We start from the raw sequence: 26,472 nt of genomic DNA on the forward strand, positions 1-26,472 counted from the left end.
CCGCGGCCCGGGCGGGTCACCCCGCGCGGTCGGGCACGCCGTGGTCGCGCAGGGGGCCGAGGGTCAGGCCGTGGGAGCGGCAGTGGCCGGCGAGGAGCGGGAGGGCGGCGAGGGTGGCCCGCCAGGAGCCGGGGGCGGAGGTGCAGTCGGAGTCGTGCAGCAGGAGGGTGGCACCGCCGACGAGGCCGGGGCGGGCGGTGGTGTGGACGGAGGCGGCGGTGGCGTCCGCCGTCCAGTCCCGGCCCCAGGCCGTCCAGAGCACCGTCCGCAGACCGAGCCGGTGGGCGGCGAGCGCCGGACCGGCCGCGAGGACACCGTACGGCGGTCGGTACCAGAGCGGACGGGCCCCGCAGAGCTCGGTGACCGCCTCGGTGGCGCGGCGCAGTTCGCGCAGGTCACGGACGGGGGCCGGGTACCACTGGGTCCGGTGGTACCAACCGTGCACGGCGACCTCGTGGCCGCGGGCCACCAGCTCGCGGCCGAGCTCCGGGGCCCGCTCCAGCATCGTGCCGAGCACGAAGAAGGTGGCCCGGACCCCGAGCCCGTCCAGGGCGTCCAGCACGTACGGGGTGCTGCGCCGGTCCGGGCCGTCGTCGAAGGTCAGGGCCACGTGGCGGGGGACGTCGCCGTACCCGGCCGTACGGCGGGCGAGCGTCCGGCGGACGGGCGGCAGCCGGACGGCGGCCGGCGCGAGGTGGCACAGCTCGGCGCCCGCCGCGACGAGGGCCGCCCGGCGGGCCGTACGCGCCCGGTCCATCGGTACCCGCCCCGGTCAGCCGAACCGGGACGCCATGCGCCGGAACACTCCCGGCGCGGCGCCGTGGACGCGCGCGGCCAGGCCGAGCCAGCGCGGGACGAAAGGCCGGTCACGGGAGGTGGTGATCGTCCCGACCACGGCCTCGGCGACCCGTTCCGGGGCCACCGGGCGGGGGCGTTCACGCTGGTAGGGCGTGCCGCGGCGGGTGAAGAAGGGCGTGTCCACCGGCCCCGGCAGGACGATCCCGACGCCGACTCCGGTCCCGCGCAGCTCGTACCGGAGGCTCTCGGCGAACATCGCCAGCCCGGCCTTGGTGGCCGCGTAGGCCGCCTCGTCGCGGACGCCGACCTGTCCGGCCATCGAGCCGAGCAGGACGATCCGGCCGCGCCCGCGCTCCAGCATGCCGGGGAGCAGCAGGCGGACCAGCCGCAGCGGAGCGGCCAGGTTGACCTCGATCAGCCGGTCCAGGGTGTCGGTGGGGGTCTGGGCGAAGGGCCCCCGCCAGCCGAGGCCGGCCCCGGCGATCAGGACGTCGACCCGGCCGGCGGCGGCCAGCGCCGCCTCGGCGAGGCGTTGCGGGCCGTCCGGCTTGGCGAGGTCCTCGGGCAGGGCCCGGCCGCCGGTGCGGGCGGCGATCTCGTCGAGCCGGGTGCGGTCGGTGCCGGAGAGCAGCAGTTGCCAGCCGGCCGGCGCGAGGCGGACGGCGGTGGCCGCGCCGATGCCGGAGGAGGCGCCGGTGATCAGCGCGACCGGCGGCCCGGCCGCGGGGCTGCCGGGCCGGTCGGCCCGCCGGGACCGGTGATGGCCTTCGTCCGCCATGGCTGCTCCCGTTCCTCGCCGATCTGGCCGTCCGTTTTGTCCGGCAAGTCACCTTCGCACGAGGGCGCCGCCCGGGCTACCGGGGTGGCAGCGCGGCCGCCTCGGCCCGCCCCCGCGCCCCCGCCTCCGACGGCCCCACCTCGGCCTCCACCTCCCCGAACCGGGAGAGCACGAAGGTGCCGCCGACCGCCACCGCGAAGCCGGCCAGCGCGCACCAGGCGTAGCCCGGGCGCGCCGCGTCGCCCAGGGCGACCACCCCGACCAGCGCCGGGCCGAAGGTCTCGGTCACCGTCCCGGCCGCCGTCGCCGCCGTGACGGTGCCGCGCTGCAGGGCGAGCGCGTACGCGAGGTAGCCGCCGAGACCACCGAGGGCGAGCCCGTACGCCGCCGGGTCGGTGAGGACCTCGGCCACCCCGCCGACGTCGAGGACGCGGACGGCCAGGCTGGTCACGCCGAAGCCGACCCCGGCGAGCAGGCCGAGGCCGCCCGCCGCGGCGTTGCCGTCCCGGCGGGCCAGCAGCAGGGTGAGCAGCAGCATCAGGACCGTGGTGCCGAGCAGTGCCCAGTGGAAGGCCGCCGGGGCGTACTCGCGGCCCTCGCGCCCGGAGCCGAGGGCCAGCAGGGTGAGTCCGACGACCACCGCGACGATCGCGGCCACGTCGCCGCGCCGCAGCCGGGCGCCGAGCAGCCAGACCGCGGCGAGCGCCGTCACCGCGAGGCCCGCGTTGGTGACCGCCTGGACCAGGAAGAGCGGCAGGCTGCGCAGCGCGACGACGCTCAGCACGAAGCCGCCGATGTCCAGCGCCGTCCCCAGCAGGAACTGCCAGGAGCGCACCAGGGCGGCCAGCAGGCCGACCCGTACCCGGTCCGCCCGCGGCGCCGACCGGGCGCCGCGCGCCTGGAAGACCGAGCCGAAGCCGAAGCAGACGGTGGCGACCAGGGCGGTGGTGAGTCCGAGCAGCATGACTCTCCTCGGGGCAGGCTCCACGACCAGTCTGGGCCCGCGCGGGCCCGCGCGCACGGGAGTGGGCCCACGGCGAGGGGTCGGGACCGCACGGGGCCGGGGTCCGGCGCGAGCCGCTACGGCTTGACGGCCACGGCCGCGTAGCCGGAGGCCTCGATGTCGGTGACGGCGGCGTCGCCGGGGTCGGCCGGGCGCCACCGGGGGACGGGGACGAGGCCGGGGGCGAGCGCGGTCCAGCCGGCGAGGAACCGGCTGAGTTCACGGTGGGCACGGGCCTGGAGGGGCGTGCCTGCGGCGCGGTAGATGCCGGTCACCCGGGCGACTTCCTCGGGGGCGAAGTCGGCGGTGAGGTGGGAGATCACCAGGGCGCTGCCGGGCGCGAGGGCGGCCTTCAGGTGCTCGACGATCGCGTGGGCGCGGTGGGGGCCGGGGAACCCCCGGTCGGCCGGGGCGTCGGGGCCGTCCGCGCGGTCGGGGACGCCGGGGCCGGCGAGGTCGTCGGGGACGAAGTGCAGGACGGCGTTGAGGGAGAGCGCGACCGGGCGGGAGAGGTCGATGGTGTCGCGCAGGCCCGGCGCGGCGAGCAGGGCCACCGGGTCGGCGAGGTCGGCCTCGATGTACGCGGTGCGGCCCTCCCGCGCCCCGGTGAGCAGGGCCTGGGCGTGCGAGAGCACGATCGGGTCGTTGTCGACGTAGACGACGCGGGCCGCCGGATTCACCCGCTGGGCGATCTCGTGCAGATTGGGCGACGTGGGGATGCCGGTGCCGATGTCCAGGAACTGGTCCAGGCCGGCCTCGGCGAGGGACCTGGTCGAGCGGTGCATGAAGGCCCGGTTGGCGCGCGCGGCGGAGCGCACCCAGGGAAGGACGGCGAGCGCCTGCCCGGCCGCCTCGCGATCGGCGGCGAAGTTGGTGAAGCCGCCGAGGTAGTAGTCGTACATCCGGGCCGAGTGCGGCACGTTCAGTCGCAGGTCGACCCCGTCGTAAAGGCTCATCGCTCTCCCCCGCCGGCGGACTCACCGATTGCTGCCCACGCTACCCGCCGGCCAACCGCCGCCGGGGCCCGCCGCGTTCGGCAGGGCCGATGATCGGCCATGAGGACGAGATGACATTCAGTATTCATCCAACGACCCGGCGTGACGGACCTGATGGAATGAGGGCGGCGGGCACGGAGTCCGCACCCTCAGGCGGCCGGCGATCGGTCGGCCGCCGCGGAAGGCAGGTTCGATGACGATCGACAGGGGTGTCCGCACGCTCGGGCACCGGGGAGGGCCGGCGCCGGTGGGCACCGGGGCCGACGGCGGCCGGGCAGACCGTCCGAGCGCCGGCCGCGACGCCCCCGGGGGCGACGGATACGACGGTCCGGAGAACGCCAACATCCGGCTGGAGCTGGCCTACTCGGCGTTCTGTGAGACCCACGAGCCGGCCTGGCACGCCCTCGCGCTGACCCGGATCGGCAACCGGGCGGACGTGACGCTGGTCGTCGAGGCGGTGAAGGAGGACCTCGCCCGGCGCTGGGCCCAGGTCCTGCGGTTCGAGGAGCCGGCCGCGTACGCGTGGCGGCTGGCCAACCGGCACGTCGCCGACTGGGTGGCCGGCGAGGAACAGGTCGAGGTGGAGGCCGTCACCTTCGCGGCGGTCATCGGGGCGTTCAAGGATGTCGCCAACGGGCTCCTGTACAGCGAGGCGGACGGCGTCCGGCTGTACGCGGCGATCCTCGAACTCCCGGACCGGCAGCGGGACGTGATCGTACTGCGGTACCTGCTCGGGCTGCACGTCAAGGTGATCGGCGCCTATCTGGGCCGGCCGGTCGCCACCGTCCACTCCAACCTCCGGCACGCCCGGGAACGGCTGGCCAAGCGGCTCGGTGTGCGCGAACTGCCGGACCGGGGAGGCGAGCAGTGACCCCCTGGCACGGCGCCGAGGTGCCCGGCGGTCCGGCCGCTCCCCCGGGCACCGAGCCGCCGGCCGGCGGTGGCGCGGCGGGTCCGCGGATTCCCCGGCCCGAACGGGCGCACGCCGAGCGGATCGCCGCACTGCGCCAGGCCAGGCTGACGGCGGCCCCCGCGCATCTGCCGTCCGAGCACGAGCAGGCCGCCTTCGAGCTGGGTCTGGTGGTCGCCCTCGTGCTGGGCGCCCCGAACGCCTCCCGGGGCCTGGACCTGCTGGTCAACGCGCGGCGGATCCAACCGGAGGGGGCGGAGGTGTTCGCCGCGCTGCTCTACGCCACCGGCCACGAGGAGGGCGCCGAGTTCTGGTGGCGCTTCGCGGCCGGGTCGGGCAGCGGCACGGCGGCGTACTGCCTGCACCTGTACCACCTCCGGTTCGGCGAGACCGACGACGCCGACTACTGGCGGGCGTGGTCGGACCAGCTCGCCGCCGCCGAGGGCCCCCCGGAGTCTCGGCCGGCCGGCCGGTCCCCCCTGCGGGCGGACCGGCCCCTGCTGCCGGACGACGTCCGGCGGGACATCCTCTCGCGCTGCCATCGGGGACTGGCACCGCAACTGCCCCCGGCGCTGGTGACGGTGATCGACCAGTTGCCACGACAGTCCGAACCGGGGGAACCCGACGGCGTACCCAGCCCCTGGGGGCTGACCTCGGGCGCGACGTCGCTCTGCTCCTGGGACGGCGCGCAGGGGTGAACCGTGCGGCGGACGCGCCACCCCGTTCGGGTGAGTCGCGGTTCGGGTGAGTCGCGCGCGGCCCGCGGTCGGCCCGGGCCCGGCAGCCGCCCGGCGGGCGGGGCGCTCCGCCCGGCCGGGGCACCCGCGTGACACCGGAGCGATCAGGTGCCGGGGGCGGCCGGCCGAGCGGGGCGGTCAGCCGAGCGGGGCGGTCAGCCGAGCGGGGCGAGGCGGCCGGCGACCTCCGGGCACCGGCCGGTTCCCTCGGCGACGACCGCCAGTTCCCCCCAGTGCGGCGGCAGGGCCGGATCGGCGGCGGCGTGGACGACGTAGTGCTGCGGAGCCATCGCGGTGTCCCGGCCGGGCAACGCCCCGATCACCGTGCGGTGGGCGAGCGAGGGCGTCAACTCCGGGTCGGCGGTGGCGATCCGGGCGACCAGACGGCCGTCGGCGAACTCGACCCGGGTAGCGGCGCCGAGGGCGTCCGCCACCAGCGCCCGAACGGCGTCCAGGTCGACCCAGGAGCCCTCGATCCGCTGCCACGCACCGGCCCGGACGGCGCCGCCCAGCCCGGTCAGCGCGGGGAGTTCGGCGAGCGGGACCGGACCGCGCGCGGCCGCTTCGAGCACGGCGGGCACGGCGAGCGCGAAGCGGCCGGTCTCCTCGCGGTCGAGCACCTGCGGGCAGGCGACCAGCGCGAACTCCAGACTGCCGGAGATCCGCAGGATGTTGAGCATCACCCGGACCGCGACCGGCTGGTCGGGCAGCCAGGTCAGCTCGGGGTCGCTGGTCGGGGCCGGACGGGCCTCGGACATCGCCTCGGGGATGGTCAGGCTGAGGTCGTTGACCACGACCTGGCGGGGGAAGCGGGAGCCGCGCAGATGGGCGATGTCCTCGATCAGCGCCCAGACCTCGCCCGCCGGGATGGTGCTGTGCCAGTAACCCGCGAGCGAGGCCACCTTGGCGCGGCCGATCAGCTCGTCGAGGTCGTCCGCGTCGGTGTCCAGGGCGAGCAGGGCGTCCTGGGCGAGGGTGCCGATGTGGTCGGCCATCACGGCGCGCTGCCGGTTGGCGGAGAGCGCCGACATCACCACGTCCGTCCGGTCCGCCCGCCGGGCCACCAGGGCCGCGAAGACGGCGAGCAGGACGACGGACGGGCTCGCGCCGGTGCGCCGGGAGGTGGCGGCCAGGTCGGCGGCCGCCGTCCGCGAGCGCAGCACGACGGCGGCGACGCCGTCCGGCGGGCCGGTGATCCGGGAGTCGGCGAAGACGGCCTGCGGGGCGGCGGACAGGACCTTGCGCCAGTGCCGGAGCGCGGCGGCGGCCTTGCGGCGGCCCTGGTCGCTCTGCTCGACCGCCGCCACCTCCAGCGGGGTCCGGGCGGTGACGGGCGGGAGCTCCTGGCCGGCGGCGAGGGCCAGCCAGTCCTGGATGAGCAGGGTGGTCGCGGCGCCGTCCGCGCCGGCGTGGCAGACGACCACGATCAGTCGGAGCACCCGGTCGGCCTCGGCCAGCAGGGTGAACCGGAGCCGGGGGCCGGCCGTCAGGTCGAACGGGACGGCGACGTCGGCCCGGCCCACCTCGTCGGCCAGCGCGTCGATCCCGCCGCTTCCGTCGAAGCCCTCGAATGCCTCGAAGGCCGCCACGCCCTCGGAGCCCTCGACCGACCGGCCGGCCGGCGCGCGTACGGTGACGGTGAACTCGCCCTCGCCGCAGACCAGCTGGCGCTCGGGGAAGCCGTCCGGGCCCGGGCCGGCCGGGAAGACCGTCCGCAGCGAGTCGTGCCGCTCGACGAGTCGGCGGAGGGCGTCGAGCGCGGCCGGCACGGTCACCCCGTCGGGGACCGGCCAGACGGACTCCTTGTTGATCTGCTCGGGTCTGTCGCGCCGGATGCAGCGGATCATGTTGTCCTGGCCGAGGGTCAGCGGCCCGAAGCCGCTGCTCGCGCCGCTGTACCGGACAATGATCCGCCGGATGCTCTCTGTCACGTCGTACGCGCCCTTCGGCCGGCCGGGGGGATGTCAGCGGAGTGCGGGTCGGGACGCTATCAGCGGCCCGCCGCAGTGGTACAGACCAGAATTCTGGGACGGCCGACAGAGCGTCAATTCTCTTGTCAGCGTGCTTGAATGGCCTCGGACAAGGCATTCCAGCGATGCCGGCGGAGCCGGAAGGGCCGGCCACCCGGCAACGCCACCGCGGCCCGGAACGGTCCGGGCACCGGCACGTCGTCGAGCAGGCAGGGGCCCTCACCCAGCGTGCCCGGGTCGGCCAGGCGCAACGGCGCGGGACCGGCCAGCGGCAGCCCGAAGCCCTGCACCAGCCGCCCGCCGTAGGCCTTGACGCAGGCCTCACGGCGGCACCAGAGGGTGGTGAAGCGCTCGGCCAGCGCCTCGGGGCTCCCCGAGGCCGCGAGGAACTCCGCCTCGGCACCCGGGAAGTAGCGCGCGGCGACCCGGCCGGCCACCCGCGCGTCACGGATCTCCTCGACGTCGACGCCGACCGGCCGCCCACCGGTGAGGGCCAGGACGGCCAGGGCGCCGGACCCGGAGTAGCTGACGCCGATCCGCCCGCGCCCCTCCACCGGCTCGGGTTTGCCGTGCGGGCCGTGCCGCCAGACGAGTTCGGCAGCGGGCAGGCCGAGGCGCTCCGCCACCAGCAGCCGGACGGCACCGTGCACCACGATGAAGCGCCGCCCGACCGCCGGGTCGCGGGCCGGACCGCGGCCGGCGGCCCGGGCGAGTTCGGCCGGGTCCAGCAGGCTCCGGAGCTCTCGGACCACCGCGTCGGGCTGGTCGGTGGGAATGGTCCACAGGTCGACCGGGTCGACCGGGTCGGTGCCGTCGAGGCGGGCGTCGGCGAGGTCGGCGGGGCCGGATGCGTCAGCCAGGTCCACGCGGTCGGACGCGTCGGCGGGATCGGCGGGCGGCCCCGCGGTCACGGGCCCACCCGGAGGGTCAGCGTGCTCAGGACTCCCAGCCTGCGGTCGAGGCCGGCAGCCAGGACCGGCCGGCCCCGCGCCTGCCAGTCGGGCAGCCGCCCGGCCAGCTCCGCCCAGAGCCCGGTGAACGGCTGCCCGGGCGGCGCGACGACCGCCGGCTCACGCCCCTGGTCCACCACCGGTTCGCCGCCGGCGCCCGCCGCCAGGCCGGCGTCCAGCAGGACGGCGGCGTCCTCGGCCAGGGCCCGCACCTCGTCGTTCAGTACCTTGCCCGCCATATCGGCGTCCACGGCCGAGCTTTGACGAATCGTCAGCTCGGCCCCGGCGGTCTCGTCGAGGACCAGCACGACGACGCCGTGCCGCTCGGGCAGCTCCACCGGTGCCGCCGGCCGGTAGTGCAGCGCGGTCTGCTCGGCCAGCACCACCACCGCGCGCCGGCAGGCACCGGTGCGCTGGTACTCGGCGGCCACCCGCAGCGCGCTGAACGCCACCGCCGACCCCTGGTCGCAGAGCGCGAAGGCCAGCGGCGAGCCGGGGCAGGAGCGGCTCAGCGCCAGGGAGCTGGGCGCGCCCGGACGGACGTCCGGCGAGTCGAAGGCCAGGATCAACAGGTCCACCGGGACGCCGTCGGCCAGCGCCTCCTCCAGCAGGCCCTCGGCCAGCTCGGCGTAGGAGTGGCCGACGCCCTCGGTCAGGAGGTCCTCCCGCACCGGCAGGCCGTACGGCCGGACCAGGTCCGTGACGAACACCCGCAGGTCCGGGTCGAGCGAGGTCTCCGACCTGCCGTCGAAGGACCGGGCGAGGATCCGGGTGACGCCCAGCGCGGGCGGCGACGCGGAAGCGGCGGCCACCCGGTCAGTCCTCGGGAATGATGTGCCCGGCGACGTAGTCGGCCAGGTTGCTCACCGAGCGCAGGTCGTCCTCGCCGATCTGCTCGACGTCGACCTGGATGTCCAGCGTCTCCTCGACCTCCAGGATCAGCTCGATGGTGCCGGCCGAGGTGAGACCGAGGTCGTCGAAGAGGCAGGCGTTCTCCGGGATCTCGGGCAGGTCGCGCTTGAGGACGCGCGGCAGCAGTTCGCCGATGCTCCGCAGGACCCGCTCGCGAAGCTCGGTGTCAGTGGTCTGGACCGCCGATTCTGGCATGGATGTCCCGTCCCGTCGTGCGTGAGAGGTGAATGGGTGCGGCCGGCCGGAGGTGTGGTCGTCCTCGCCGTGCCGGTACGTCGCCCGGTGCGCGCCGGACCGACGATGCGTCAGTGCTCGACGGCCATGGCGGAGAAGGTGGCTCCGACACCGGCGGCGGCGATCAGGTAGCGGTCGCCGCGGCGGAGCAGCCCCTGCGTGGTGGCGGTGTGGAGATTGATGAGGCTGTCCGCAGCGAAACTGTGCCCCACCGAGCGCACGTTGTCCAGCACCACCTTCTCCACCGGGAAGCCGATCCGCCGGCAGATCATGCGCCAAGAGGCCTGGTTGACGTTGTGCGGAAGCACCAGGGCGAGGTCCGAGAGGTCCAGACCTGCCTGGTCGAGGGCGGCCTCGATCGCCTCGATCATCACCACCGGGTACTCCCGCTGGTAGCGCGCCAGCAGGTCCGCGTCCTCGGCCAGGCGGCCGTCGAACTCGGGGCGGTGCCGGACGGCGTAGGAGAGCACGCGGTTGCGCTCGCCGGTCGCCCGGACCAGGCAGGCGGCCGCGCCCTCGGCGAAGATCCCGGTCTCGGGCACCAGCTGGGCGTCCTTGGTGAAGGTCTTCTCCCCGGCCAGCACCAGCGCCAGGGCGTCCGGGTCGGCCTGGCCGGCCAGCAGTCGGCCGGCCAGGTCGACGGCCAGCAGACCCACCGCGCAGGCGTGGTGGGTCACCGTGAAGGCCGCGGCGTGCGCGAGGCCGTAGCGGCCGAGCAGGTCGTGCAGCGGGTTGAGCGGATAGGGCACCGCCACCGGCATGCTGCGCGCGTGGATCACGAAGCGGACGTGCCGTTCGCGTCCGCGCAGCTCCGGTAAGGCGTCGACGGCGGCGCCGAGCAGGTCGGGCAGCTTCCCGTCCGGGTCCAGCCGCAGCTGGTCCAGGCCGTGGAAACGGCGGAAGAGTCGAAGTTGACGCGGGGTCAGGCCGATTCGCTCGCCCACTGCCTCAATGGGCACGGTGTGGTGGGGGAGGTGAACGGCCACTGCCTCCAGTGCTGTCACGCGGGCTAGTATTCCCACGCCCGACGGGTCGCACAAGTGATCTCGGGCCCCTTCGCAGACTCATCCGCCCCCGTGCCGTCGAGCAGGTGGAGCCCCCATGACCGATCGTGAACCCCCCGTTTCCGCTGCCCAGGCCCGTCCGGAGCTGGTCGCCCTGCTGGTCGAGGCCGCCGGCGCGCCACCCGAATGGGCCGCGCTGGTCACCCCGCAGGCCCGGCTGGACGCCGATCTGATGCTGGACGAGTACGAACTGACGGCGCTCGATGCCCTTCTGCGCGGGTACTTCGGGGCATCGGCCGACCTCACCGCACTGCGTGCCGGGCTGGACCTGGCCGGACTGGAAGCCCTGACCGTCGCCGAGGTGCAGCGGCTGCTGCCCGCCGAGGAGCCCGCCCGATGAGCCGATTCCTGCTGGTGGTACCCCCGTTGACGGGACACGTCAATCCGGTCGCGGGCATCGCCCGCGAGCTGACCGCCCGTGGCCACGAGGTCGCCTGGACCGGCACCGAGTCGGTGCTGCGGCCCCTGCTCGGGCCCGAGGCCGTCGTCCTGGGGACCGGCACCCGGGCGTTCCGCGCGCAGGGCGGGCACGGGCTGGCCGCCCTGCGTTCGCTCTGGGAGGGCTTCATCGTCCCGTACGCGCGGTTCACCGCGAAGCCGCTGGACGCGGCGGTGCGGGAGTTCCGGCCGGACGCCCTGCTGGTCGACCAGCACACCCCGGCGGGCGCGCTGGTCGCGCACCGGCACGGCCTGCCGTGGGCCAGCCTGGCGCCCGGGGCGATGGAGCTGGGGCGGCCGTTCCGGGCGCTGCCGCGGGTCGAGGCCTGGATGACCGAACTGCTCACCGGCCTCTGGCGGCGGGCCGGCCTGCCCGAGGAGGAGTACACCGACCCGCGCTTCTCCCCCACCCTCGTCCTGGCACCGACCGGGCCCGCGCTGACCGGCCCGACGGCCTTCCCGGCGCACTACGCGCTGGTCGGGCCGGTCCTGGCCGAGCGGCCCGCCGACCCGCACTTCCCCTGGGAGCGGCTGGAGCCGGGCCGGCGGCGGGTACTGGTCACCATGGGGACGCTGGCCGGGGACCTCGGCGCGGACTTCCACGCCCGGGCCGTCCGGGCGCTGGAGCTGTGCGGGGACGACGTGCAGCCGGTGATCGCCGCACCGGCCGCGCTGCTGCCCGAACTGCCCCGCCAGGCGGTGGCGGTGGACCGGGCCCCGGTCCTGGAGCTGATGGCCCGCGGCGCGCTGGACGCGGTGCTGTGCCACGGCGGGATGAACACAGTCGGCGAGGCGCTGGCGCACGGGCTGCCGCTGGTGACGGCACCCATCCGGCACGACCAGCCGTTCGTCGCGGCGCAGGTCGCGGCGGCCGGCGCCGGGCTGCGGGTGCCGTTCGCCCGCGTCACGCCCGACGGGCTGGCGACCGCGCTGCGGACGGTTCTTGACGCACCGCGGTACCGCGAGAGCGCTGTCCGGGTGGGTGCGGCGCTGCGCGCCGGCGGCGGGGCCGTGACGGCGGCCGACCGGCTGGAGGCCCTGGTCGGAGCCGGGGCAGAACGATCGAATCCATTGGTCTAGGCCATTGTATCCGGGGCGCCGCAGACCCTAGTGTGGCGCGAAGCACCGCTTCCCAGGTGCCCCGGCCACCATCCCCGAACGGACCGTCCAGCCCTCTCCGCGCTGGACGTCGTCGACGTGGCAATCCATCCCCGCACGGGAGTTCTGGTTGATCGAGACCAAGGGACTTCGCAAGTCCTATCCGTCCAAACAACGCGGCCAGGCTGCCGTCGACGCCGTCCGCGGCATCGATCTGGACGTGGCCGCAGGTGAGATATTCGGCTTCCTCGGGCCCAACGGCGCCGGCAAGACGACCACCCTGCGCATGCTCGCCACACTCATCCGGCCGGACGGCGGCGAGGTCCGGATCGCCGGCGCCGACCTGCTCACCGACCCGGACGGAGTCCGCCAACGCATCGGCTACGTCGCCCAGGGCGGCGGCACCGCCGACACCGTCACCGCCCGCGAGGAGCTGGTGCTGCAGGCCCGGATGCACGGCACCCGCAAGGCACGGGCCCAGCAGCTGGCCGAGGAGGCCCTGGACGCCTTCGGGCTCACCGAGTTCGGTGACCGCGCGTGCCGCACCTACTCGGGCGGCCAGCGCCGCCGGCTGGACATCGCGCTGGGCGTCATCCACGCGCCCCAGGTGCTCTTCCTCGACGAGCCCACGGTCGGCCTCGACCCGGCCAGCCGGGGACAGGTGTGGGCCGAGATCCGGCGCCTGAGCGCCGAGGGCCTGACCGTGGTGGTGACGACGCACTACCTGGAGGAGGCCGACGCGCTCTGCGACCGGGTGGCGATCGTCGACCACGGCGGGATCGTCGCCGAGGGCACGCCCGAGGCCCTGAAGCGGGAGATCTCCGGCGACGTCGTCCTGGTCGGCCTCACCGCCGGCGAGGCCGAACCCGCCGCCAAGGCGCTGCGCGACCAGCCGTACCTGCGCCGCCTGGAGACACAGGGCGACGACGGCCTGCGGCTCTACCTCGACGACGGCGCGGCCGCGATCCCACGGCTGCTGCGCGCCCTGGACGGCGCCGGGGTCGTACCCGGCACCGTGCAACTGCAACGGCCCAGCCTGGACGACGTGTTCCTGGCCCGGACGGGCCGTTCCATCGAGCAGTCCTGAGCACTGATCCCCGAGAGGCCCCCATGAAGCTCGCCCGCGACACCTGGCTGGTCTTCCAGCGGCAGCTGCTGCTCATGTGGCGAACCCCGATCTGGATCGCCGTCGGGCTGATCCAGCCCATCTTCTATCTGCTGCTGTTCGCACCACTGCTCAAGAAGGTGCTGGCGCCGATGGGCGCGACCACCTACGCCGAGACCTACCAGATCTACGTACCGGGCCTGTTGGCGGTGCTCTGCATCTTCGGCGGGCTGTACACCGGCTTCAGCCTGCTCGGCGAGCTGAAGGCCGGCATCATCGAGCGGTCCCGGGTGACCCCGGTCAGCCGGCTGGCCCTGCTGCTCGGCCGGGCGCTGCGCGAGACGGTGGCGCTGCTCGTCCAGGCCGTCCTGATCACGCTGATCGCGCTGCCGTTCGGGCTGCGGGTCGCACCGCTGGACCTGCTGCTGGCGTACCTGCTGCTCGGCCTGCTGGCCCTGATGACCTCGGCGATCTCCTACGGCATCGCCCTGGTGCTGCCGGCCGACGAGGCGATGGCCCCGGTGGTGAACACCCTCGCGCAGCCGATCGCGCTGCTGTCCGGCGTCCTGCTGCCACTGGCGCTGGCACCGGTGTGGCAGCAGACCATGGCCAAGTGGAACCCCTTCTACTGGGCGGTGGAGGGCATGCGGGCGCTCTTCTCCGGCCATGCCGGGGACAGTGTGGTCTGGCAGGGGCTGCTGGTGGTCGTCCTGATGACGGTGGCCTCGGTGTACTGCTCGGCCCGGCTGTTCTCCACCCGGGTGCGCTGAGCCCCGGGACCGCGCGCGAGGACGGACACGAGGGTGGGGCGGGGGCTTCTCGAAGCCCCCGCCCCACCCTCGTGCGTGCCGCTCCCCTACCGTGCCGCCTCCGCCTCCGCCCGCGCCCCGGGGTCGGCCTCGGCGCCGGCCCCGGCACCGGCCTCGGCCTCGGCCTCGGCGCGGATGAAGCGGGCCAGGTCGGCCACACCGTCGCGGATCTGACGTGCGGTGAGTGAACTGACGGAGAGCCGGAGGCGGCGCTCTCCCCCGCCCGCCGGGTAGAACGGCGCCATCGGCGTCCAGAGCACGCCGTACTCCCGGGCACACCGCTCCATGGCCGCCTCGTCGGCCGTGAAGGGCACCGTCAGCACGGCGAAGAAGCCGCCCTCCGGCTCGTTCCAGGACAGGCCCAGCCGCTCGCGCTCGGCCGCGGGGAACTCCTCCTCCAGCGCGGCCAGCAGCGCCGCCATGTTGGCCGCGTAGTAGGCCGTCGCCGGGGCGTTGGCGGCCCGCAGCCGGCAGTCGTGGCGCAGCAGCATGCCGCCGATCACGGCCTGGCTGAGCGCCGGGGTGTTGACCGTCGTCATGCTCTTCAGCTTCGCCAGCTCGTCCGCGAGCAGCGAGCGCCGGCCACCGGGCCCGGCCACCTCCTGGTCCGCGACGACGTAGCCGAGCCGGGCGCCCGGGAAGCAGGTCTTGGCGAAGGAGCCGAGGTAGACGACCTGGCGGCGGCGGTCCAGCGCCTTCAGGGTGGGCCGCTCACCGGGGTCACGGGCGAAGAAGCCGTACGGGTTGTCCTCGATGACCAGCAGCCCCTCCTCGGCGGCGGCGTCCAGCAGCCCCGTCCGGGCGGGGACCGGCATGCTGGTGCCGGAGGGGTTGGCGAAGTCGGGGACGACGTAGAGCGCCCGCGGGCGCCGCCCCTGGGCCCGGACGGCCCGGGCCGCCGCCCGGACGGCCCGCGGATCGGGGCCGCCGTCGGGGCCCTCGGGCACCGGGACGGTGGTCAGGTCGAGCAGCCGGGCGGCGCCGGTGACGCCGACGTAGCAGGGTGAGCTGACCAGCAGGACGTCGTCCGGGCCCGCGCAGAGGGCGCGCAGCGTCAGCAGCATGCCCTCCTGGGCGCCGACGGTGAGCACCAGGGACTCGGGGGCGACGGTGAGGCCCTCGTCGTTGGCCAGGGTGCGGGCGACCAGGTCGGCGATGACGCCCTTGGTCGGGCCGTACTGGAACAGGGTGGTGCGGGCGGCGTCGCGGTCGAGGCCCCGGGCGGCGAGGTGCTCCAGATAGGCGTCCAGGTGGTCGTGGACGTCCTCCGGTTCGAAGAAGCCCTCGTAGGGGCGGCCGGGGGCGAAGGAGACCGCCCCGGGGTAGCGGGTGGTGACCTCGTTGAGGAAGGTCATCGCGTCCAGCAGCGGATCGGCCAGCGAGCCGTGCAGGTCACCCAGCGCGAGCGGCCCGACGGCGGGCCCGGTGGCGGCGGCGGGCCGGGCGGCGGACGCGGCGGCAGGAGCGGCGGCGGTCACCGCAGGGCCTCGCGCAGCCGCTCGGCGGCGTACCGCTGGGCCTCCCCGGCCGCGTCCAGGACGCCCGTCATGGCGAAGAACCCGTGCGGCATGCCCGCGTACCGGCGGGACTCGACGGGGACGCCGGCCGCCCGCAGCGCCTCGGCGTAGCGCTCCCCCTCGTCGCGCAGCGGGTCGTACTCGGCGGTGATCACGGTGGCGGGCGGCAGCCCGGCCAGGCTCGGGGCGCGCAGCGGGGAGGCGTGCGGGTGGTCGCCGTCGGCGGGATCGGCCAGGTAGTGGCCCCAGTACCAGGCCACCGAGCGGCGGTTGAAGAGCAGCGGGTCGTCGAACCGCTCGGCCGACGGGGCCTCGGCGGCCCGGTGGTCGGTGTTGGGGTAGACCAGCAGTTGGTGGCGCAGGGCCGGGCCGCCCCCGTCGCGGGCGAGCAGGGTGAGGGCCGCGGCGAGGTTGCCGCCGGCGCTGTCGCCGCCGACGGCCAGCCGGGCCGGGTCGAGGCCGAGGGCGTCGGCGTTCCCGGCCAGCCAGCCGGCGGCGGCGCGGCAGTCGTGGACGGCGGCGGGGAAGGGGTGTTCGGGGGCGAGACGGTAGCCGACGGAGGCGGTGACGCAGCCGACGGCGTTGGTGAGCCGGCGGCAGATCGCGTCGCTGGTGTCGGGCGAGCCGAGCGTCCAGCCGCCGCCGAAGAGGTAGAGCAGGGCGGGCAGCCGCCGGCCGGGCGGCTCGGGGCGGTAGAGCCGCAGGGCGAGTTCGCCGCCGGGGCCGGCGATGCGGTGCTCCTCGACGGCCGCGACGGGCTCGGGGGTACCGGCGGCGGCCCGGATGTCGGCGAGGTCGGCGGCGCGGGCCTGGGCCGGGGTGAGGCTGTAGAGCGGGGGTGTGCCGGCCCGCGCGCGGCGCTCGCGCAGCGCCTGGGCCTGGGGGTGCAGCGGCATGGTCATCCGATCGGGCAGGGGGAGGTGGGCTCCGCGGCTCAGCGGTCGGCCTCGACGTAGACCGTCTCGTCGGTGCGGAACGCGGTGTCGAGGTCGGCGACGTCGGCGCGGACGCCCTCCCGGTAGGCGCAGGGGCGGATCCGGTCGGCCTCGAAGCCGGCCCGGGTGAGGACGTGCCGCAGCTCGTCCAGGTCGTAGATCCACTGGTGGCCGTAGTACCGGAAGATCTGGTTGATCAAGAAAGCCGGGCGTTGCGGCATCGGCGGGCCGAAGCCCATCGTGGTGAGGCGCCGGCGGTGCTTGGCGAGGAAGCCGTCGTCGGTCGCGTAACCGGTCAGGTAGCGGGCCAGGTCGGGGGTGGTGATCCGCAGGACACCGCCGGGGCGCAGTACCCGCCGGGCCTCGCGCAGCCAGCCGACCGCGATCGGCATGGTGACGTGCTCGATCAGGTGCTCGGCGTAGACCCAGTCCACGCTGGCGTCCGCGAAGGGCAGCGGCCGGCCGATGTCGAGCTGGGTGAACCAGCGGTCGCCGTCGACGCGGTAGAGGGTGCCGGGCTCGGTACTGGTCTCGGGGCTGCGCAGGGCGGTCAGGTCGGTGCCGAGGCCCTCCGGGTGGGCCGTCCGGAAGGCGGCGAACTCGATGCCGGTGATGCCGAGCTCGCGGAAGCCCCGGTGGTCCTTGGGGAGGCCGCCGACGGCCGGTTCGAGCTGTCGGCAGGTGGCGACGTCGCCGCTGAACGCGTCGAGCCGGACGGCGAGGTCCTCCGGATCGTCCCAGTCCCAGCCGGGGAAGGCGTCCTGGTTCTTCATGTCGTCGGTCTTTCTGTCGGGCGTGCGGTGCGGAGCTCGGGCGCGGGGCGTCGGTGCGGCGCCTTCGCGCGGAGCCTCGGTACGGGGCCTGACCGGGCTGCCCCTCCGGCCGGAGGGGCAGCCCGGTCAGGCGGTGGGCCAGGGCGCGAGGACGGTGCCGTCCAGGTCCGCGGGCGTGGGCCGGCCCAACAGGGCCAGGGTGTGCTCCAGTTCGTCGCGGAGCAGGTCGAGGACCCGCAGCACGCCGTCCTCGCCCTCGACGGCGAGCCCCCAGAGGACGGGGCGGCCGACCAGGACGGCGCGGGCGCCGAGCGCGAGCGCGACGGCGATGTCGGTCCCCGTCCGGACGCCGCCGTCGAGCAGCACCGGGACCTCCGGCGGGAGGGCGGCGACCACCTCGGGCAGGGCCGCGAGCGCGGGCAGCGCGCCGTCCAGTTGACGGCCGCCGTGGTTGGACACCACCACGGCGTCCACGCCGTGTTCGGCGGCGATCCTGGCGTCCTCGGCCGTCAGGATGCCCTTGAGGACCAGCGGGAGGCTGCTGCGCTCGCGCAGCCAGGCCAGGTCGGACCAGGTCAGGCTGGGGTCGAACTGCTCCCGTGCGTGGTCGGCGATGCCGGAGGAGCCGGTGTCGGCCCGGTGGCTGGCGGCCATCAGCGCGGGATCGAGGTTGACGGCGCGGATCTGCGGCGGGACGGCGAAGCCGTTGCGCAGGTCGCGCATCCGGCGGCCGATCCGGGGGGCGTCCACGGTCAGCATCAGGGCGGCGAAGCCGGCGGCCTCGGCCCGTTCGACCAGCGCGGCGAGCGCGTCACGGCGCCGCAGCCAGTAGAGCTGCAGCCAGAGCGGGCCGGTGGCGGCGGCGGCCATGGACTCCAGGGTCCGGCTGGCGAAGATTCCGGCGACCAGGAACGCCCCGGCCCGGCCGGCTGCCCGAGCGGTCGCGGTTTCCCCGTCCGAATGGACCAGTTGGTGGTAGGCCATCGGGGCAATTCCGACCGGCAGCCGCAGCTCGCTTCCGAGCAGCGGGACGGCCGTCGAGCAGGTCGAGACGTCGACGAGCGTGCGGGGCCTCAGTGCGTAGTGGCCGAACATTTCCCGGTTGGCCGCCAGGGTGCGTTCGAGTCCGCTGCCACCCTCGATGAAGTCCCATATTTCTGGTGGCAGTTGGGTGCGCGCCGCGCGCTCGTACCCGGCCAGCGTGAGTAGTCCCACGGGCATCCTCGTTCCCGGACGGCCGCGCTCGGACCAGTCCCGCTTCGGCAGCGTAGGAGGTACGAGCCGGATTGGTATAGACCTTGATTTGACCAAACGTCTGTGCAAAAGTCTGGCAACGGAATTGGCCGTATTGGTTTGAGAACGGCGTCCATGTCAAATCTCCTCTGCGTGGAGTGGCGTTGACCGGCATTTCCCTCTCCTCACTTCCGCCCTCTGCACCGCCGCACGCCGACGCCCCGGACAACTGGGTGACCCGGTTCCTGCTGGCCGGCCCGGAGGGCGAGGAGTGCCTGCGCTTCGGCACACCCGTCGACCGCGGCACTCTGCGCGCCCTGGTCGACGAGCAGGCCGCGCGGCTCGCCGCGGCCGGCCTCGGCCCCGGCGGCACGGCGGCGTTGCGGCTGCCACCGTCGCTGGGCTTCGTCGCCGTGCTGCTCGCCTGCTGGCGATTGCGCGCCCAAGTGGCCCTGCTGGACCACCGGCTGACCGACCATGAGATCGAGCTCGCGGTCGAACGGCTGGCCCCGCAGGTGCTGGTAGGGTCCGCTCATCGGCCCTCGGCGGCGCTGCGCGGCTTCTCCGAGATCGAGCCGGTGGCCGTCCGGCTACCGGACGGGCGACCTGCCCGGACCGGCCACGCGCTGGTCCAGCTGAGCTCCGGGTCCACCGGCCCGGCCAAGGTCATCGCCCGCACCGCCGGTGATCTGATCCGAGAACTCGGCTGCTACCAGCGGCTGGTGGACTTCCCCGGTGAGGGCGAGCGGGTGGTACTGCTCTCCTCGGTGGTGCATGTGCTCGGACTGGTCGGCGGACTGCTGAACAGCCTGCACGCCCGCGCACCGCTGACCGTGCCGGACCGGATGACGGCGGCGGGCATTCTGGCCGCCGTCGCCGACGAGGCCGACCGGCCCACCACCGTGATCGGCGTACCCTTCCACGCCGAACTGCTGGCCGGCGTGGCCGCGCCCCCGGCGCTGCCACGACTGCGCCGGATGGTGGTGGCCGGGGAGCTGGTCCGCCCGGGCCTGCCGGCCGCCTTCACCGCCAGGTACGGCGTGCCGCTGGGCACCATGTACGGCATGACCGAGCTCGGTGTCATCGCCACCGATCTCGACGGCGCCCTGCACCCGGCGAAGCAGCCCGTCCACGGCATGGAACTCCGCCTGGTGGCGGGCGAGTTGCAGCTGAGGACGGCCGCCTCGCCGTACCCGGGACTGGACGACCCGACCCGCTGGTCGGACGGCTGGCTGCACACCCGTGACGCCGCCGAACTGGACCCGGCCACCGGGCTCGTCACCGTCCTCGGGCGGCGGGACTCCCAGGTCTCGATCGGCGGGCTGAAGGTCGACCTCACCGAGGTCGAACTGATCCTGGCCGGCCTGCCCCAGGTCCGTGAGGCCGTCGTGGTCTTCGACGAGGGCGCCATCGAGGCGTACCTCGCCACCGACGACGACGCCGACCGGGCTCTGGTCCGGGACGCGCTGGCCCAGCGGCTCGCCGCCTACAAGCGGCCCCGCCGACTGGCCTTCCTCCCGCGACTCCCGCGCACCGCGACCGGAAAGCTGCTGCGCGACCCGGCCGCCCTCCGGGCGACCGCAGCCGCGGCGGGCTGACCCGGCCTGCCGGACAACCCGCCGCACCCGGCCCCGGACCGGCGCCGCCGAACCGACGTGTCCCGACCCTCCGCCGCCTCCCCCGACGATCCGCGCGCCGCAGCGCGCGAGTACAGGAGCACACCATGCAGGACCGCATCCGCGAGTTCGTCCTCGCCGCCCTGACCGAGATGCAGTACGACGTCTCCGAGGTCACCGGCGACACCGACCTCGGCCCGGCCGGCCTCGACCTGGAGTCGCTCGCCCTCGCCGACCTCTCGGTGCAGGTCGAGGACGAGTTCGGGATCAAGTTCGACTTCGACGAGATGGAGAGCACCGCGCTGATGACGCTCGACGAGTTCACCGCCGACATCGCGAAGCGCTTCGACGCCGCCAACGCCACCTCGGGCAGCCCGGCGTGAGCGATCCCGTCCTCCCCGACCGGGCCGAGGTCCTGACGATCCTGGCGGCGTTCGGGCAGCGCGCCGCAGGCGACGTCCCCGAGGAACTCGGGTCACTCGAACTCACTTGGCTGATAGCTGAGTTCGAGCAGCGCTACGGCATCGAGCCGGACCTCGACGACGAACGCTTCGAGGCGATCCGGACCGTGGACGACGCCGTCGAGGTGCTCCGCTCGGCCGTCCTCGCGGCGGCCGCGGCCGCCGCGACGCCGCAGACCGCGGGGGCCGCGCAGTCATGACCGGCCATGCCCCGCCCGCCGTCCGGCCCGTAGTCACCGGCGTCGGCGTGCTCAGCGCGGCCGGCACCGGGCTCGACGCGCTGGCCGACGCGGCCGCCCACGGCAAGACCGCCTTCACCGCGGTGACCAGGTTCGACGTCTCCGCGCGCCGGACCGGCCGGGCCGCGCTGCTGGCCGAGCCGATGCCACTCGCCGACGCCGTGCTCGCCGCCGTGGACCAGGCCTGCCAGCAGGCCGGCCTGCCCGCCGGCGGCGCGAGCGGCGAAGGTGGCCGGAGCGGCGAAGGCGACCGTCGGGCGGCGACCGACCGGGGCGCGGGGCCCACCGCGGACCGGGACGACATGCCCGTCCTGCTCGCCCTGCACAGTGACCTCAACACCCGGGCCGTGGCCGCCGCCGTGGCCGCCGGCGCGGCCGCCGCCTGGGACCTCGCGGGAGTCACCCGGGTGTACACCGGTGCCTGCGTCGCCGCCGGCACCGCCGTGGCCGACGCCGCCGCGCTGGTGGCCGCCGGCCGGCACCGCCGGGTGCTGGTCGCCGCCGGCCACCTGGTGGAACCGGGCGTCTTCGCCGCCTTCGACGCCGGCCGCGCGCTGGCCCGCGACGGCGAGTTGCGCCCGTTCAGCGCCGGCCGGACCGGCACCCTGCTCGGCGACGCGGCCGCCGCCGTCGTCATCGAGACCGAGTCGGAGGCCGGGCGGCGCGGCGCACCGGTGCTCGCCCGGCTGGCCGGCTGGGGCCGGGCCGGCGACGCCCACCACGTCTGCCGCCCGGAGCCGACCGGCGACGGCGTGGCCCGGGCCGTCGAGGCCGCGCTCGCCCGGGGCGGCGTCAGCCCGGCCGAGGTCGGCTACGTCAACGCCAACGGCACCGGCTCGCCGCTGGCCGACGGGGCCGAGGCGAGCGCGCTGCGCCGGGTCTTCGGCGCCCACACCGAACGGCTGCCGGTGAGCTCCAGCAAGGCCGTCCACGGCCATGCCCTGGAGGCCTCGGCGCTGCTCGAACTCGCCGTCACCATAGCGGCGTTGCGCGACGGCCGGCTGCCGGTGAACGCCGGCTGGCTCGGCCCGGACCCGGACGTCGGACTGGACCTCGTCCTGGACGGCCCGCGCACCGAGCGGCCGCGCTACGCGCTGACCCTCAACTCCGCGTTCGGCGGCGCCAACACCGCGCTCCTGGTGGCGGCCCGATGACCGGGCTGCGGGTCCTCGCCGAAGCCCGCTGGCCGGAGCCGGGCCGCCACGAGCCGCTCCCGCCGATCCCCGGTTTCACCGCCTCCTCCTTCAATCCGCTGGTGGCCGAGACCGCCGAACGCTGCCTGCGCGCCCGTCACGGCGGCGCCCCGGCCCCCGGCCGGACCGCCCTGCTGCTGGCCAGCGCGGGCGGCGACCGCGCCACCGCCCGTGCCATCGACGACGCCGCCGCCTCCGGGCAGCGGGTGCCGCCCCTGCTGTTCTTCCAGTCCAACCCGAACGCCGTCCTCGGACACATCGCCGCCCGCTGGGGCCTGACCGGTCCGGTGGTGGCGATCAGCCCGGCCGACTCGGTACCGGGCCGGGTACCGCTGGACGCGCTCGACCTGGCGGCGCTGCTCCTCGCGGACGGCGACGCCGACCAGGTCCTCGTGATCGCCGCCGAGCAGGCGGAGTCCGCCGACGGAACGGACCGGGCCGCCGCCGTCCTGGTCACGGCCGGCTGACCCGAGCCGCCCCGTCACCCGTCCCACAGCCACCCCCGAGCCGTCCCGCACGGCCCACCGCCGCCGCGTTCCCCGCACCGCCATCGAGCGAGCGGCGCCACACGCCGCACCCGCCGAAGTACGCCCAGCACCACGCACCATGGGAGGGATTCACCACCGTGAGCATCCGCAGTATCCGCACCCTTCTCGCGGACGACCCCGACGTCGGCGCCGGCAACGTCCTGACCAGCCGGATGGCCCTGGGCCTCGGGCTGGACGAGCCGCTGCTGACCTTCGACACCCCGGTGGACGACCATGCCGCCTGGCAGCCCTTCACCCTGCGCGAGCTGGACCGCGCCGTCCGGGCCCGGGCCGCGGCCCTGCACGGCCTCGGCGTGACCCGCCGCGACCCGGTGGTGGTCTACGCGACGGACGCCGCCGACCACGTGCTCTCCTTCCTCGCGCTGGCCCGGCTCGGCGCGATCCCGGCCCTGCTCAACCCGAACGTGGACGGCGAGCGCGCCGCCCGCTACATCGCCCGGCTCGGCCCCGTCGGCATCCTCGCCGACGCCGCGCACCTGGCCGCCCTGGCCGGCCACGACCCCGGCGCCCCGCTGCTCCCGGAGATCGGCACGCTCGGCTCGGGCGACCCGGACGCCGCGCCCGCGCCCTACCGGCACTGGTCCGGCGACCCGGTGGCGATCACGCACTCCTCCGGCACCACCGGGATGCCCAAGGCCGTGGTCCACTCGCACGCGAGCCTGTACGCGGCGATCCGCCACCGCCTGCGCCTGCCCCGCCCGCAGGGCCAGGACCGGATGCTCAGCGCGCTGCCCGCGCCGCACGCCGCCACCCTGATCGCGGTCAACCTCGCGCTCAGCTCGCACACCCGGCTCGACCTGCTCTCCCGGCAGTCCGGCGCCGGCGTGCTGGACGCCATCGAGAGCCGGCGGCCCACCGGTGTCATCGGCTTCGCCGCCACCTGGGCCGAGCTGGCCCACCACGACTTGGCCGAGCGGGAGTTGACGTCGGTCGCGCTCTGGTGGAACACCGGTGACTGCGCCCACGAGGTGCACATCCGCCGGCTGATCGCCACCGGCAGCCGCGAGTCCGTCACCCGTGCGGGCCGGGTCCGGGTGCCCGGCTCGCTGTTCGTGGACGGCCTCGGCTCCACCGAGATGGGCCATTCCCACTTCTTCATCTCCCACGGCCCCGGCACCGAGCGGTACGGCCGGTGCGTCGGCCGCCCGCACGCCTTCGTCGACTGCGAGGTGGTCGGCCCGGACGGCGAGCCGCTGGGCCCCGGGGAGGTCGGCGAACTCGCCACCTCCTCCCCCACCCTGGCGCTCGGCTACTGGAACGACTCGGCCACCACCTTCCGCACCCGGATCCGCGGCCGCTTCCTCACCGGGGACCTGATGTACCGGGACGAGGAGGGCTACTACTACCACGTCGACCGGGCCGTGGACTCGGTCGAACTCGGCGACGGCAAGCGGCTGTTCACCGCGATGTCGGAAGAGCGGGTACTCGCGGCCTGCCCCGACGTGGCGGACTGCACGGTCGTCGCCGTCCGGGACGGCGACCGGGTGGTCACCGACGTCCTGCTGCTCCTGGCGGCCGACGCCGATCCGGCCGCGGACCGCACCAAGGCGGTCACGGCCGCCCTCGACGAGGCCGCGGCCGCCACCGTCCGGCAGGTCCTGGTGGTGTCCGGCGAGGACATCCCGCTCGGGCCGACCGGCAAGGTCCGCAAGGTGCTGCTGCGTCAGCGCTACCTCGACTCGGTGGCCGCCCGATGAGCGCGGCCGGCGGCCGTCCGGGCGCGCCCACCGGCCGTCCGGGCGCCGTGGTCACCGGAATCGGCCTGGTCACACCGGTGGGCCGGAAGCCGGCCGACGTCTTCGAGGCGCTCACCGCCGGCCACTCGGGCATCCGCGCGCTGCCCGAGGGCCACGCTGCGCACGGCTGGCTCACCGCCGCCGGCCTGGCACCCGCCGTCGAGGGCCGCGAGGTGCTGCCGCCGACCGAGACCAGGTGCGTCGACCGGTTCGTGCTGCTCGCGCTCGCCGCCGCCGACGACGCGCTCGCCGACGCCGGCCTGGTGGTCGGGCGGGACGCCGACCCGCACCGCACCGCCGTGGTCCTGGCCACCGGCGGCGGCGGGCTGGAGACCTTCGAGCAGCAGTCGCACCGGCGGCTGGAGCGTGGCCGGCCCGGCGTCAGCCCGTATCTGCTGCCCGGCATGCTCTCCAACATGGCCACCGCCCGGATCGCCATCAAGCACGGGATCCGGGGCTTCAGTTCGGCGATCGTGACGGCCTGCGCGGCCGGTGCCCAGGCCGTGGCCGAGGGGCTGCGGCTGATCCGGGCCGGCGACGCCGATGTGGTGGTCTGTGGCGGCAGCGAGTCCTCGCTGCACCCGACGATCGCCGCCGCCTTCACCAACGCCCGCGCGCTGTCGTCCGGTTGGGACGATCCGGCGCAGGCCAGCCGGCCGTTCGACGCCCGCCGCAACGGCTTCGTGCTCGGCGAGGGCAGCGCCGTCCTGGTGCTGGAGCGGGCCGAGCACGCGGACGCCCGCGGCGCGGCCGGCTACGCCGACCTGACCGGCTGGGGCGCCTCCACCGACGCGCACCACCCGACCATGCCCCGCCCGGACGGCTCGGGCGCGGCCGACGCGATGCGCGCCGCGATCGCCAACGCGGGCCTGGCGCCGGCCGACATCGGCTATGTCAACGCACACGGCACCGGTACCAAGCTGGGCGATGTCGCCGAGACCGCCGCCCTGCGCGCCGTCTTCGGCGAACACGGGCCGGCGGTCAGCTCGACCAAGGGAGCGACCGGCCATCTGCTCGGTGCCGCAGGCGCGTTGGAGGCGGCGGTGACCGCACTCGCGGTGGCCCGGGGGACGCTGCCACCGACGCTCAACCTGGACGACCCCGACCCGGCCTGCGCGCTCGACCACGTGCGCGGCGCGGCCCGGTCCACCCCGCCGGGCGCCGCGCTGAGCAACGCCTTCGCCTTCGGCGGACACAACCTCAGCCTGGTCTTCGGCCCGGCCTCCACCCGGTCCACCAAGTAGCGGCCGGCTGCCGGGCCGCGCCCCGGCCTGCCGTGCGACGCCCCGCCGGAGCCGGCCCGGCCCGGCGGGGTGCCCGGGCCGGGCCGAGCCCCGGCCATCCATCATTCGCCACCCCCGGGGAGAACCCGTTGTCCATCCAGTCCATCACCCATGTCGAGTTCCACTGCGCCGACGCGGACAAGACCGCGGCCGGCCTCTGCGCCGACTTCGGCTTCGCCCCCGATGAACAGACGCCCGATGAACAGACGCCCGGGTCCCCCGTCCCGGCGGCGCCCGCCGCCGGGCCGCTCGGCGCGCGCACCGTCCGGCTGCGGCAGGGCGGCATCCGGCTGCACCTCGTCTCCGCCACCGACCCCGACCACCCGGTCGCCCGCTTCGTGGCCGTGCACGGCGACGGCGTCGGGGTGATCGCCCTCGGCTGCACCGACCCGCAGGCTTCGCTGGAGCGCGCCGAGCGGCACGGCGCCCGCGTCCTGGACCGGACCGGCGGGCTGGTGGCCGGCTTCGGCGACGTCGCGCTGCGGTTCGTCCCCGAGGCGCCGGCCGGGCCCGCCCCCGCGACGCCCGCCACCACCCTGCTGGACGCCCTCGACCACGCCGCGATCTGCGTGCCGGCCGGGGAGCTCGCCCCCGCCGTCAAGTTCTGCGAGGCCGCGCTCGGCCTCCACCGGATCTTCGGCGAGTACATCGAGGTCGGCGAGCAGGCGATGGACTCCAGTGTGGTGCAGAGCGCCTCCGGTGAGGTCACCTTCACCCTGATCGAGCCCGACACCACCCGCCGGCCCGGCCAGATCGACACCTTCCTGGCCGACAACGAGGGCGCGGGCGTCCAGCACCTGGCCTTCCGCACCGGCGACATCGCCACCGCCGTCCGCACCGTCCGCGACCGCGGGGTGGAGTTCCTCAGCACCCCGGGCGCCTACTACGACGCGCTGGCGGAGCGGCTCGGCGGGACGGCCATCCCGGTCGACACGCTGCGCGAACTCGACGTCCTGGTCGACCAGGACCACGGCGGGCAGCTGTTCCAGATCTTCCTGCGCTCGACGCACCCGCGCCGCACCTACTTCCTGGAGCTGATCGAGCGCCAGGGCGCGGGCACCTTCGGCACCGCCAACATCAAGGCCCTGTACGAGGCCGTCGAGCGGCAGGGCTCTGCCGCCTCCGTCTGAGCAACCC

General features: G+C 75.4%; 27 protein-coding genes. 14 read left to right on the forward strand and 13 right to left on the reverse strand.

Annotation, left to right across the window (positions count from 1 at the left end; all coding sequences use genetic code 11):
* Window positions 1–16: 16 nt before the first annotated feature.
* From ACIQTO_RS23740 to ACIQTO_RS23755, 4 genes are all read right to left on the reverse strand, one after another.
* Window positions 17–757, reverse strand: coding sequence for a polysaccharide deacetylase family protein (locus tag ACIQTO_RS23740; protein ID WP_402391391.1), 741 nt, complete (start codon window positions 755–757; stop codon window positions 17–19).
* Between the two features lie 15 nt (window positions 758–772).
* A complete protein-coding gene (locus ACIQTO_RS23745; protein WP_402391393.1) occupies window positions 773–1,576 on the reverse strand; it encodes an SDR family NAD(P)-dependent oxidoreductase in 804 nt (267 codons plus the stop codon).
* A gap of 76 nt (window positions 1,577–1,652) precedes the next feature.
* Window positions 1,653–2,540, reverse strand: a complete 888-nt coding sequence (locus ACIQTO_RS23750; RefSeq protein WP_402391395.1) for a hypothetical protein — start codon at window positions 2,538–2,540, stop codon at window positions 1,653–1,655.
* Between the two features lie 116 nt (window positions 2,541–2,656).
* Window positions 2,657–3,535 (reverse strand): SAM-dependent methyltransferase, encoded by an 879-nt coding sequence (locus ACIQTO_RS23755; protein ID WP_402391398.1) that lies wholly within the window; start codon window positions 3,533–3,535, stop codon window positions 2,657–2,659.
* A gap of 232 nt (window positions 3,536–3,767) precedes the next feature.
* On the opposite strand from ACIQTO_RS23755, the gene ACIQTO_RS23760 reads away from it, so the two are divergent.
* Window positions 3,768–4,445 (forward strand): RNA polymerase sigma factor, encoded by a 678-nt coding sequence (locus ACIQTO_RS23760; RefSeq protein ID WP_402391401.1) that lies wholly within the window; start codon window positions 3,768–3,770, stop codon window positions 4,443–4,445.
* On the forward strand, window positions 4,442–5,182 hold the full coding sequence (locus ACIQTO_RS23765; RefSeq protein ID WP_402391404.1) for a hypothetical protein: 741 nt from the start codon (window positions 4,442–4,444) through the stop codon (window positions 5,180–5,182). The genes ACIQTO_RS23760 and ACIQTO_RS23765 overlap by 4 nt, the downstream gene beginning before the upstream one ends.
* Window positions 5,183–5,376: 194 nt before the next feature.
* On the opposite strand, the gene ACIQTO_RS23770 is transcribed toward ACIQTO_RS23765, so the two are convergent.
* From ACIQTO_RS23770 to ACIQTO_RS23790, 5 genes are all read right to left on the reverse strand, one after another.
* Window positions 5,377–7,152, reverse strand: a complete 1,776-nt coding sequence (locus ACIQTO_RS23770) for a condensation domain-containing protein (RefSeq protein WP_402391407.1) — start codon at window positions 7,150–7,152, stop codon at window positions 5,377–5,379.
* A 125-nt stretch (window positions 7,153–7,277) separates the two neighbouring features.
* Complete coding sequence (locus ACIQTO_RS23775; RefSeq protein WP_402391410.1) at window positions 7,278–8,102, reverse strand: 4'-phosphopantetheinyl transferase family protein; 825 nt, start codon at window positions 8,100–8,102, stop codon at window positions 7,278–7,280.
* Window positions 8,099–8,953 carry a hypothetical protein gene (locus ACIQTO_RS23780; protein ID WP_402391413.1) on the reverse strand — a complete coding sequence of 285 codons (855 nt, stop codon included), beginning with the start codon at window positions 8,951–8,953 and terminating at the stop codon, window positions 8,099–8,101. The genes ACIQTO_RS23775 and ACIQTO_RS23780 overlap by 4 nt, the downstream gene beginning before the upstream one ends.
* A 4-nt stretch (window positions 8,954–8,957) precedes the next feature.
* Entirely contained in the window at window positions 8,958–9,248 is a 291-nt protein-coding gene (locus ACIQTO_RS23785; RefSeq protein ID WP_402391416.1) for an acyl carrier protein, read from the reverse strand.
* Between the two features lie 110 nt (window positions 9,249–9,358).
* On the reverse strand, window positions 9,359–10,231 hold the full coding sequence (locus ACIQTO_RS23790) for a 3-oxoacyl-[acyl-carrier-protein] synthase III C-terminal domain-containing protein (RefSeq protein ID WP_402391418.1): 873 nt from the start codon (window positions 10,229–10,231) through the stop codon (window positions 9,359–9,361).
* Between the two features lie 157 nt (window positions 10,232–10,388).
* On the opposite strand from ACIQTO_RS23790, the gene ACIQTO_RS23795 reads away from it, so the two are divergent.
* The 4 genes from ACIQTO_RS23795 (at window position 10,389) to ACIQTO_RS23810 (ending at window position 13,762) form a co-directional block, all read left to right on the forward strand.
* Window positions 10,389–10,691 (forward strand): hypothetical protein, encoded by a 303-nt coding sequence (locus ACIQTO_RS23795; protein WP_402391420.1) that lies wholly within the window; start codon window positions 10,389–10,391, stop codon window positions 10,689–10,691.
* The gene (locus ACIQTO_RS23800) at window positions 10,688–11,869 is read left to right on the forward strand and encodes a glycosyltransferase (RefSeq protein WP_402391423.1); all 1,182 of its coding nucleotides are present in this window, start codon (window positions 10,688–10,690) and stop codon (window positions 11,867–11,869) included. Before ACIQTO_RS23795 ends, ACIQTO_RS23800 begins: the two co-directional genes overlap by 4 nt.
* Before the next feature lie 148 nt (window positions 11,870–12,017).
* Entirely contained in the window at window positions 12,018–12,974 is a 957-nt protein-coding gene (locus ACIQTO_RS23805) for an ATP-binding cassette domain-containing protein (protein WP_402391426.1), read from the forward strand.
* 23 nt (window positions 12,975–12,997) lie between these two features.
* Window positions 12,998–13,762, forward strand: a complete 765-nt coding sequence (locus tag ACIQTO_RS23810; RefSeq protein WP_402391429.1) for an ABC transporter permease — start codon at window positions 12,998–13,000, stop codon at window positions 13,760–13,762.
* 86 nt (window positions 13,763–13,848) lie between these two features.
* Here the strand turns inward: ACIQTO_RS23810 and ACIQTO_RS23815 are convergent, their stop codons facing one another.
* From ACIQTO_RS23815 to ACIQTO_RS23830, 4 genes are all read right to left on the reverse strand, one after another.
* On the reverse strand, window positions 13,849–15,279 hold the full coding sequence (locus tag ACIQTO_RS23815) for a PLP-dependent aminotransferase family protein (RefSeq protein WP_402391432.1): 1,431 nt from the start codon (window positions 15,277–15,279) through the stop codon (window positions 13,849–13,851).
* Window positions 15,276–16,214, reverse strand: a complete 939-nt coding sequence (locus ACIQTO_RS23820) for an alpha/beta hydrolase (RefSeq protein ID WP_402391435.1) — start codon at window positions 16,212–16,214, stop codon at window positions 15,276–15,278. The genes ACIQTO_RS23815 and ACIQTO_RS23820 overlap by 4 nt, the downstream gene beginning before the upstream one ends.
* 38 nt (window positions 16,215–16,252) lie before the next feature.
* On the reverse strand, window positions 16,253–17,026 hold the full coding sequence (locus ACIQTO_RS23825) for a class I SAM-dependent methyltransferase (RefSeq protein WP_402391438.1): 774 nt from the start codon (window positions 17,024–17,026) through the stop codon (window positions 16,253–16,255).
* 126 nt (window positions 17,027–17,152) lie between these two features.
* Complete coding sequence (locus ACIQTO_RS23830; protein WP_402391440.1) at window positions 17,153–18,247, reverse strand: alpha-hydroxy acid oxidase; 1,095 nt, start codon at window positions 18,245–18,247, stop codon at window positions 17,153–17,155.
* Window positions 18,248–18,423: 176 nt separating this feature from the next.
* Between ACIQTO_RS23830 and ACIQTO_RS23835 the strand changes: the two genes are divergently transcribed.
* From ACIQTO_RS23835 to hppD, 8 genes are all read left to right on the forward strand, one after another.
* A complete protein-coding gene (locus ACIQTO_RS23835) occupies window positions 18,424–19,857 on the forward strand; it encodes a class I adenylate-forming enzyme family protein (RefSeq protein WP_402391443.1) in 1,434 nt (477 codons plus the stop codon).
* Between the two features lie 125 nt (window positions 19,858–19,982).
* On the forward strand, window positions 19,983–20,258 hold the full coding sequence (locus ACIQTO_RS23840) for an acyl carrier protein (protein WP_402391446.1): 276 nt from the start codon (window positions 19,983–19,985) through the stop codon (window positions 20,256–20,258).
* Entirely contained in the window at window positions 20,255–20,536 is a 282-nt protein-coding gene (locus tag ACIQTO_RS23845; RefSeq protein WP_402391448.1) for an acyl carrier protein, read from the forward strand. Before ACIQTO_RS23840 ends, ACIQTO_RS23845 begins: the two co-directional genes overlap by 4 nt.
* Window positions 20,533–21,729, forward strand: a complete 1,197-nt coding sequence (locus ACIQTO_RS23850; RefSeq protein WP_402391451.1) for a beta-ketoacyl synthase N-terminal-like domain-containing protein — start codon at window positions 20,533–20,535, stop codon at window positions 21,727–21,729. Before ACIQTO_RS23845 ends, ACIQTO_RS23850 begins: the two co-directional genes overlap by 4 nt.
* A complete protein-coding gene (locus ACIQTO_RS23855) occupies window positions 21,726–22,235 on the forward strand; it encodes a beta-ketoacyl synthase N-terminal-like domain-containing protein (RefSeq protein ID WP_402391454.1) in 510 nt (169 codons plus the stop codon). The genes ACIQTO_RS23850 and ACIQTO_RS23855 overlap by 4 nt, the downstream gene beginning before the upstream one ends.
* Window positions 22,236–22,393: 158 nt before the next feature.
* A complete protein-coding gene (locus ACIQTO_RS23860) occupies window positions 22,394–24,013 on the forward strand; it encodes an AMP-binding protein (RefSeq protein WP_402391457.1) in 1,620 nt (539 codons plus the stop codon).
* Window positions 24,010–25,296: a beta-ketoacyl-[acyl-carrier-protein] synthase family protein gene (locus ACIQTO_RS23865; protein WP_402391460.1), complete on the forward strand. Its 1,287-nt coding sequence runs from the start codon at window positions 24,010–24,012 to the stop codon at window positions 25,294–25,296. The genes ACIQTO_RS23860 and ACIQTO_RS23865 overlap by 4 nt, the downstream gene beginning before the upstream one ends.
* 128 nt (window positions 25,297–25,424) lie before the next feature.
* Complete coding sequence (gene hppD / locus ACIQTO_RS23870) at window positions 25,425–26,465, forward strand: 4-hydroxyphenylpyruvate dioxygenase (RefSeq protein ID WP_402391462.1); 1,041 nt, start codon at window positions 25,425–25,427, stop codon at window positions 26,463–26,465.
* The last annotated feature ends 7 nt before the right edge of the window (window positions 26,466–26,472 follow it).

This window comes from Kitasatospora sp. NPDC091207 (assembly GCF_044768625.1).
Taxonomy (GTDB): domain Bacteria; phylum Actinomycetota; class Actinomycetes; order Streptomycetales; family Streptomycetaceae; genus Kitasatospora.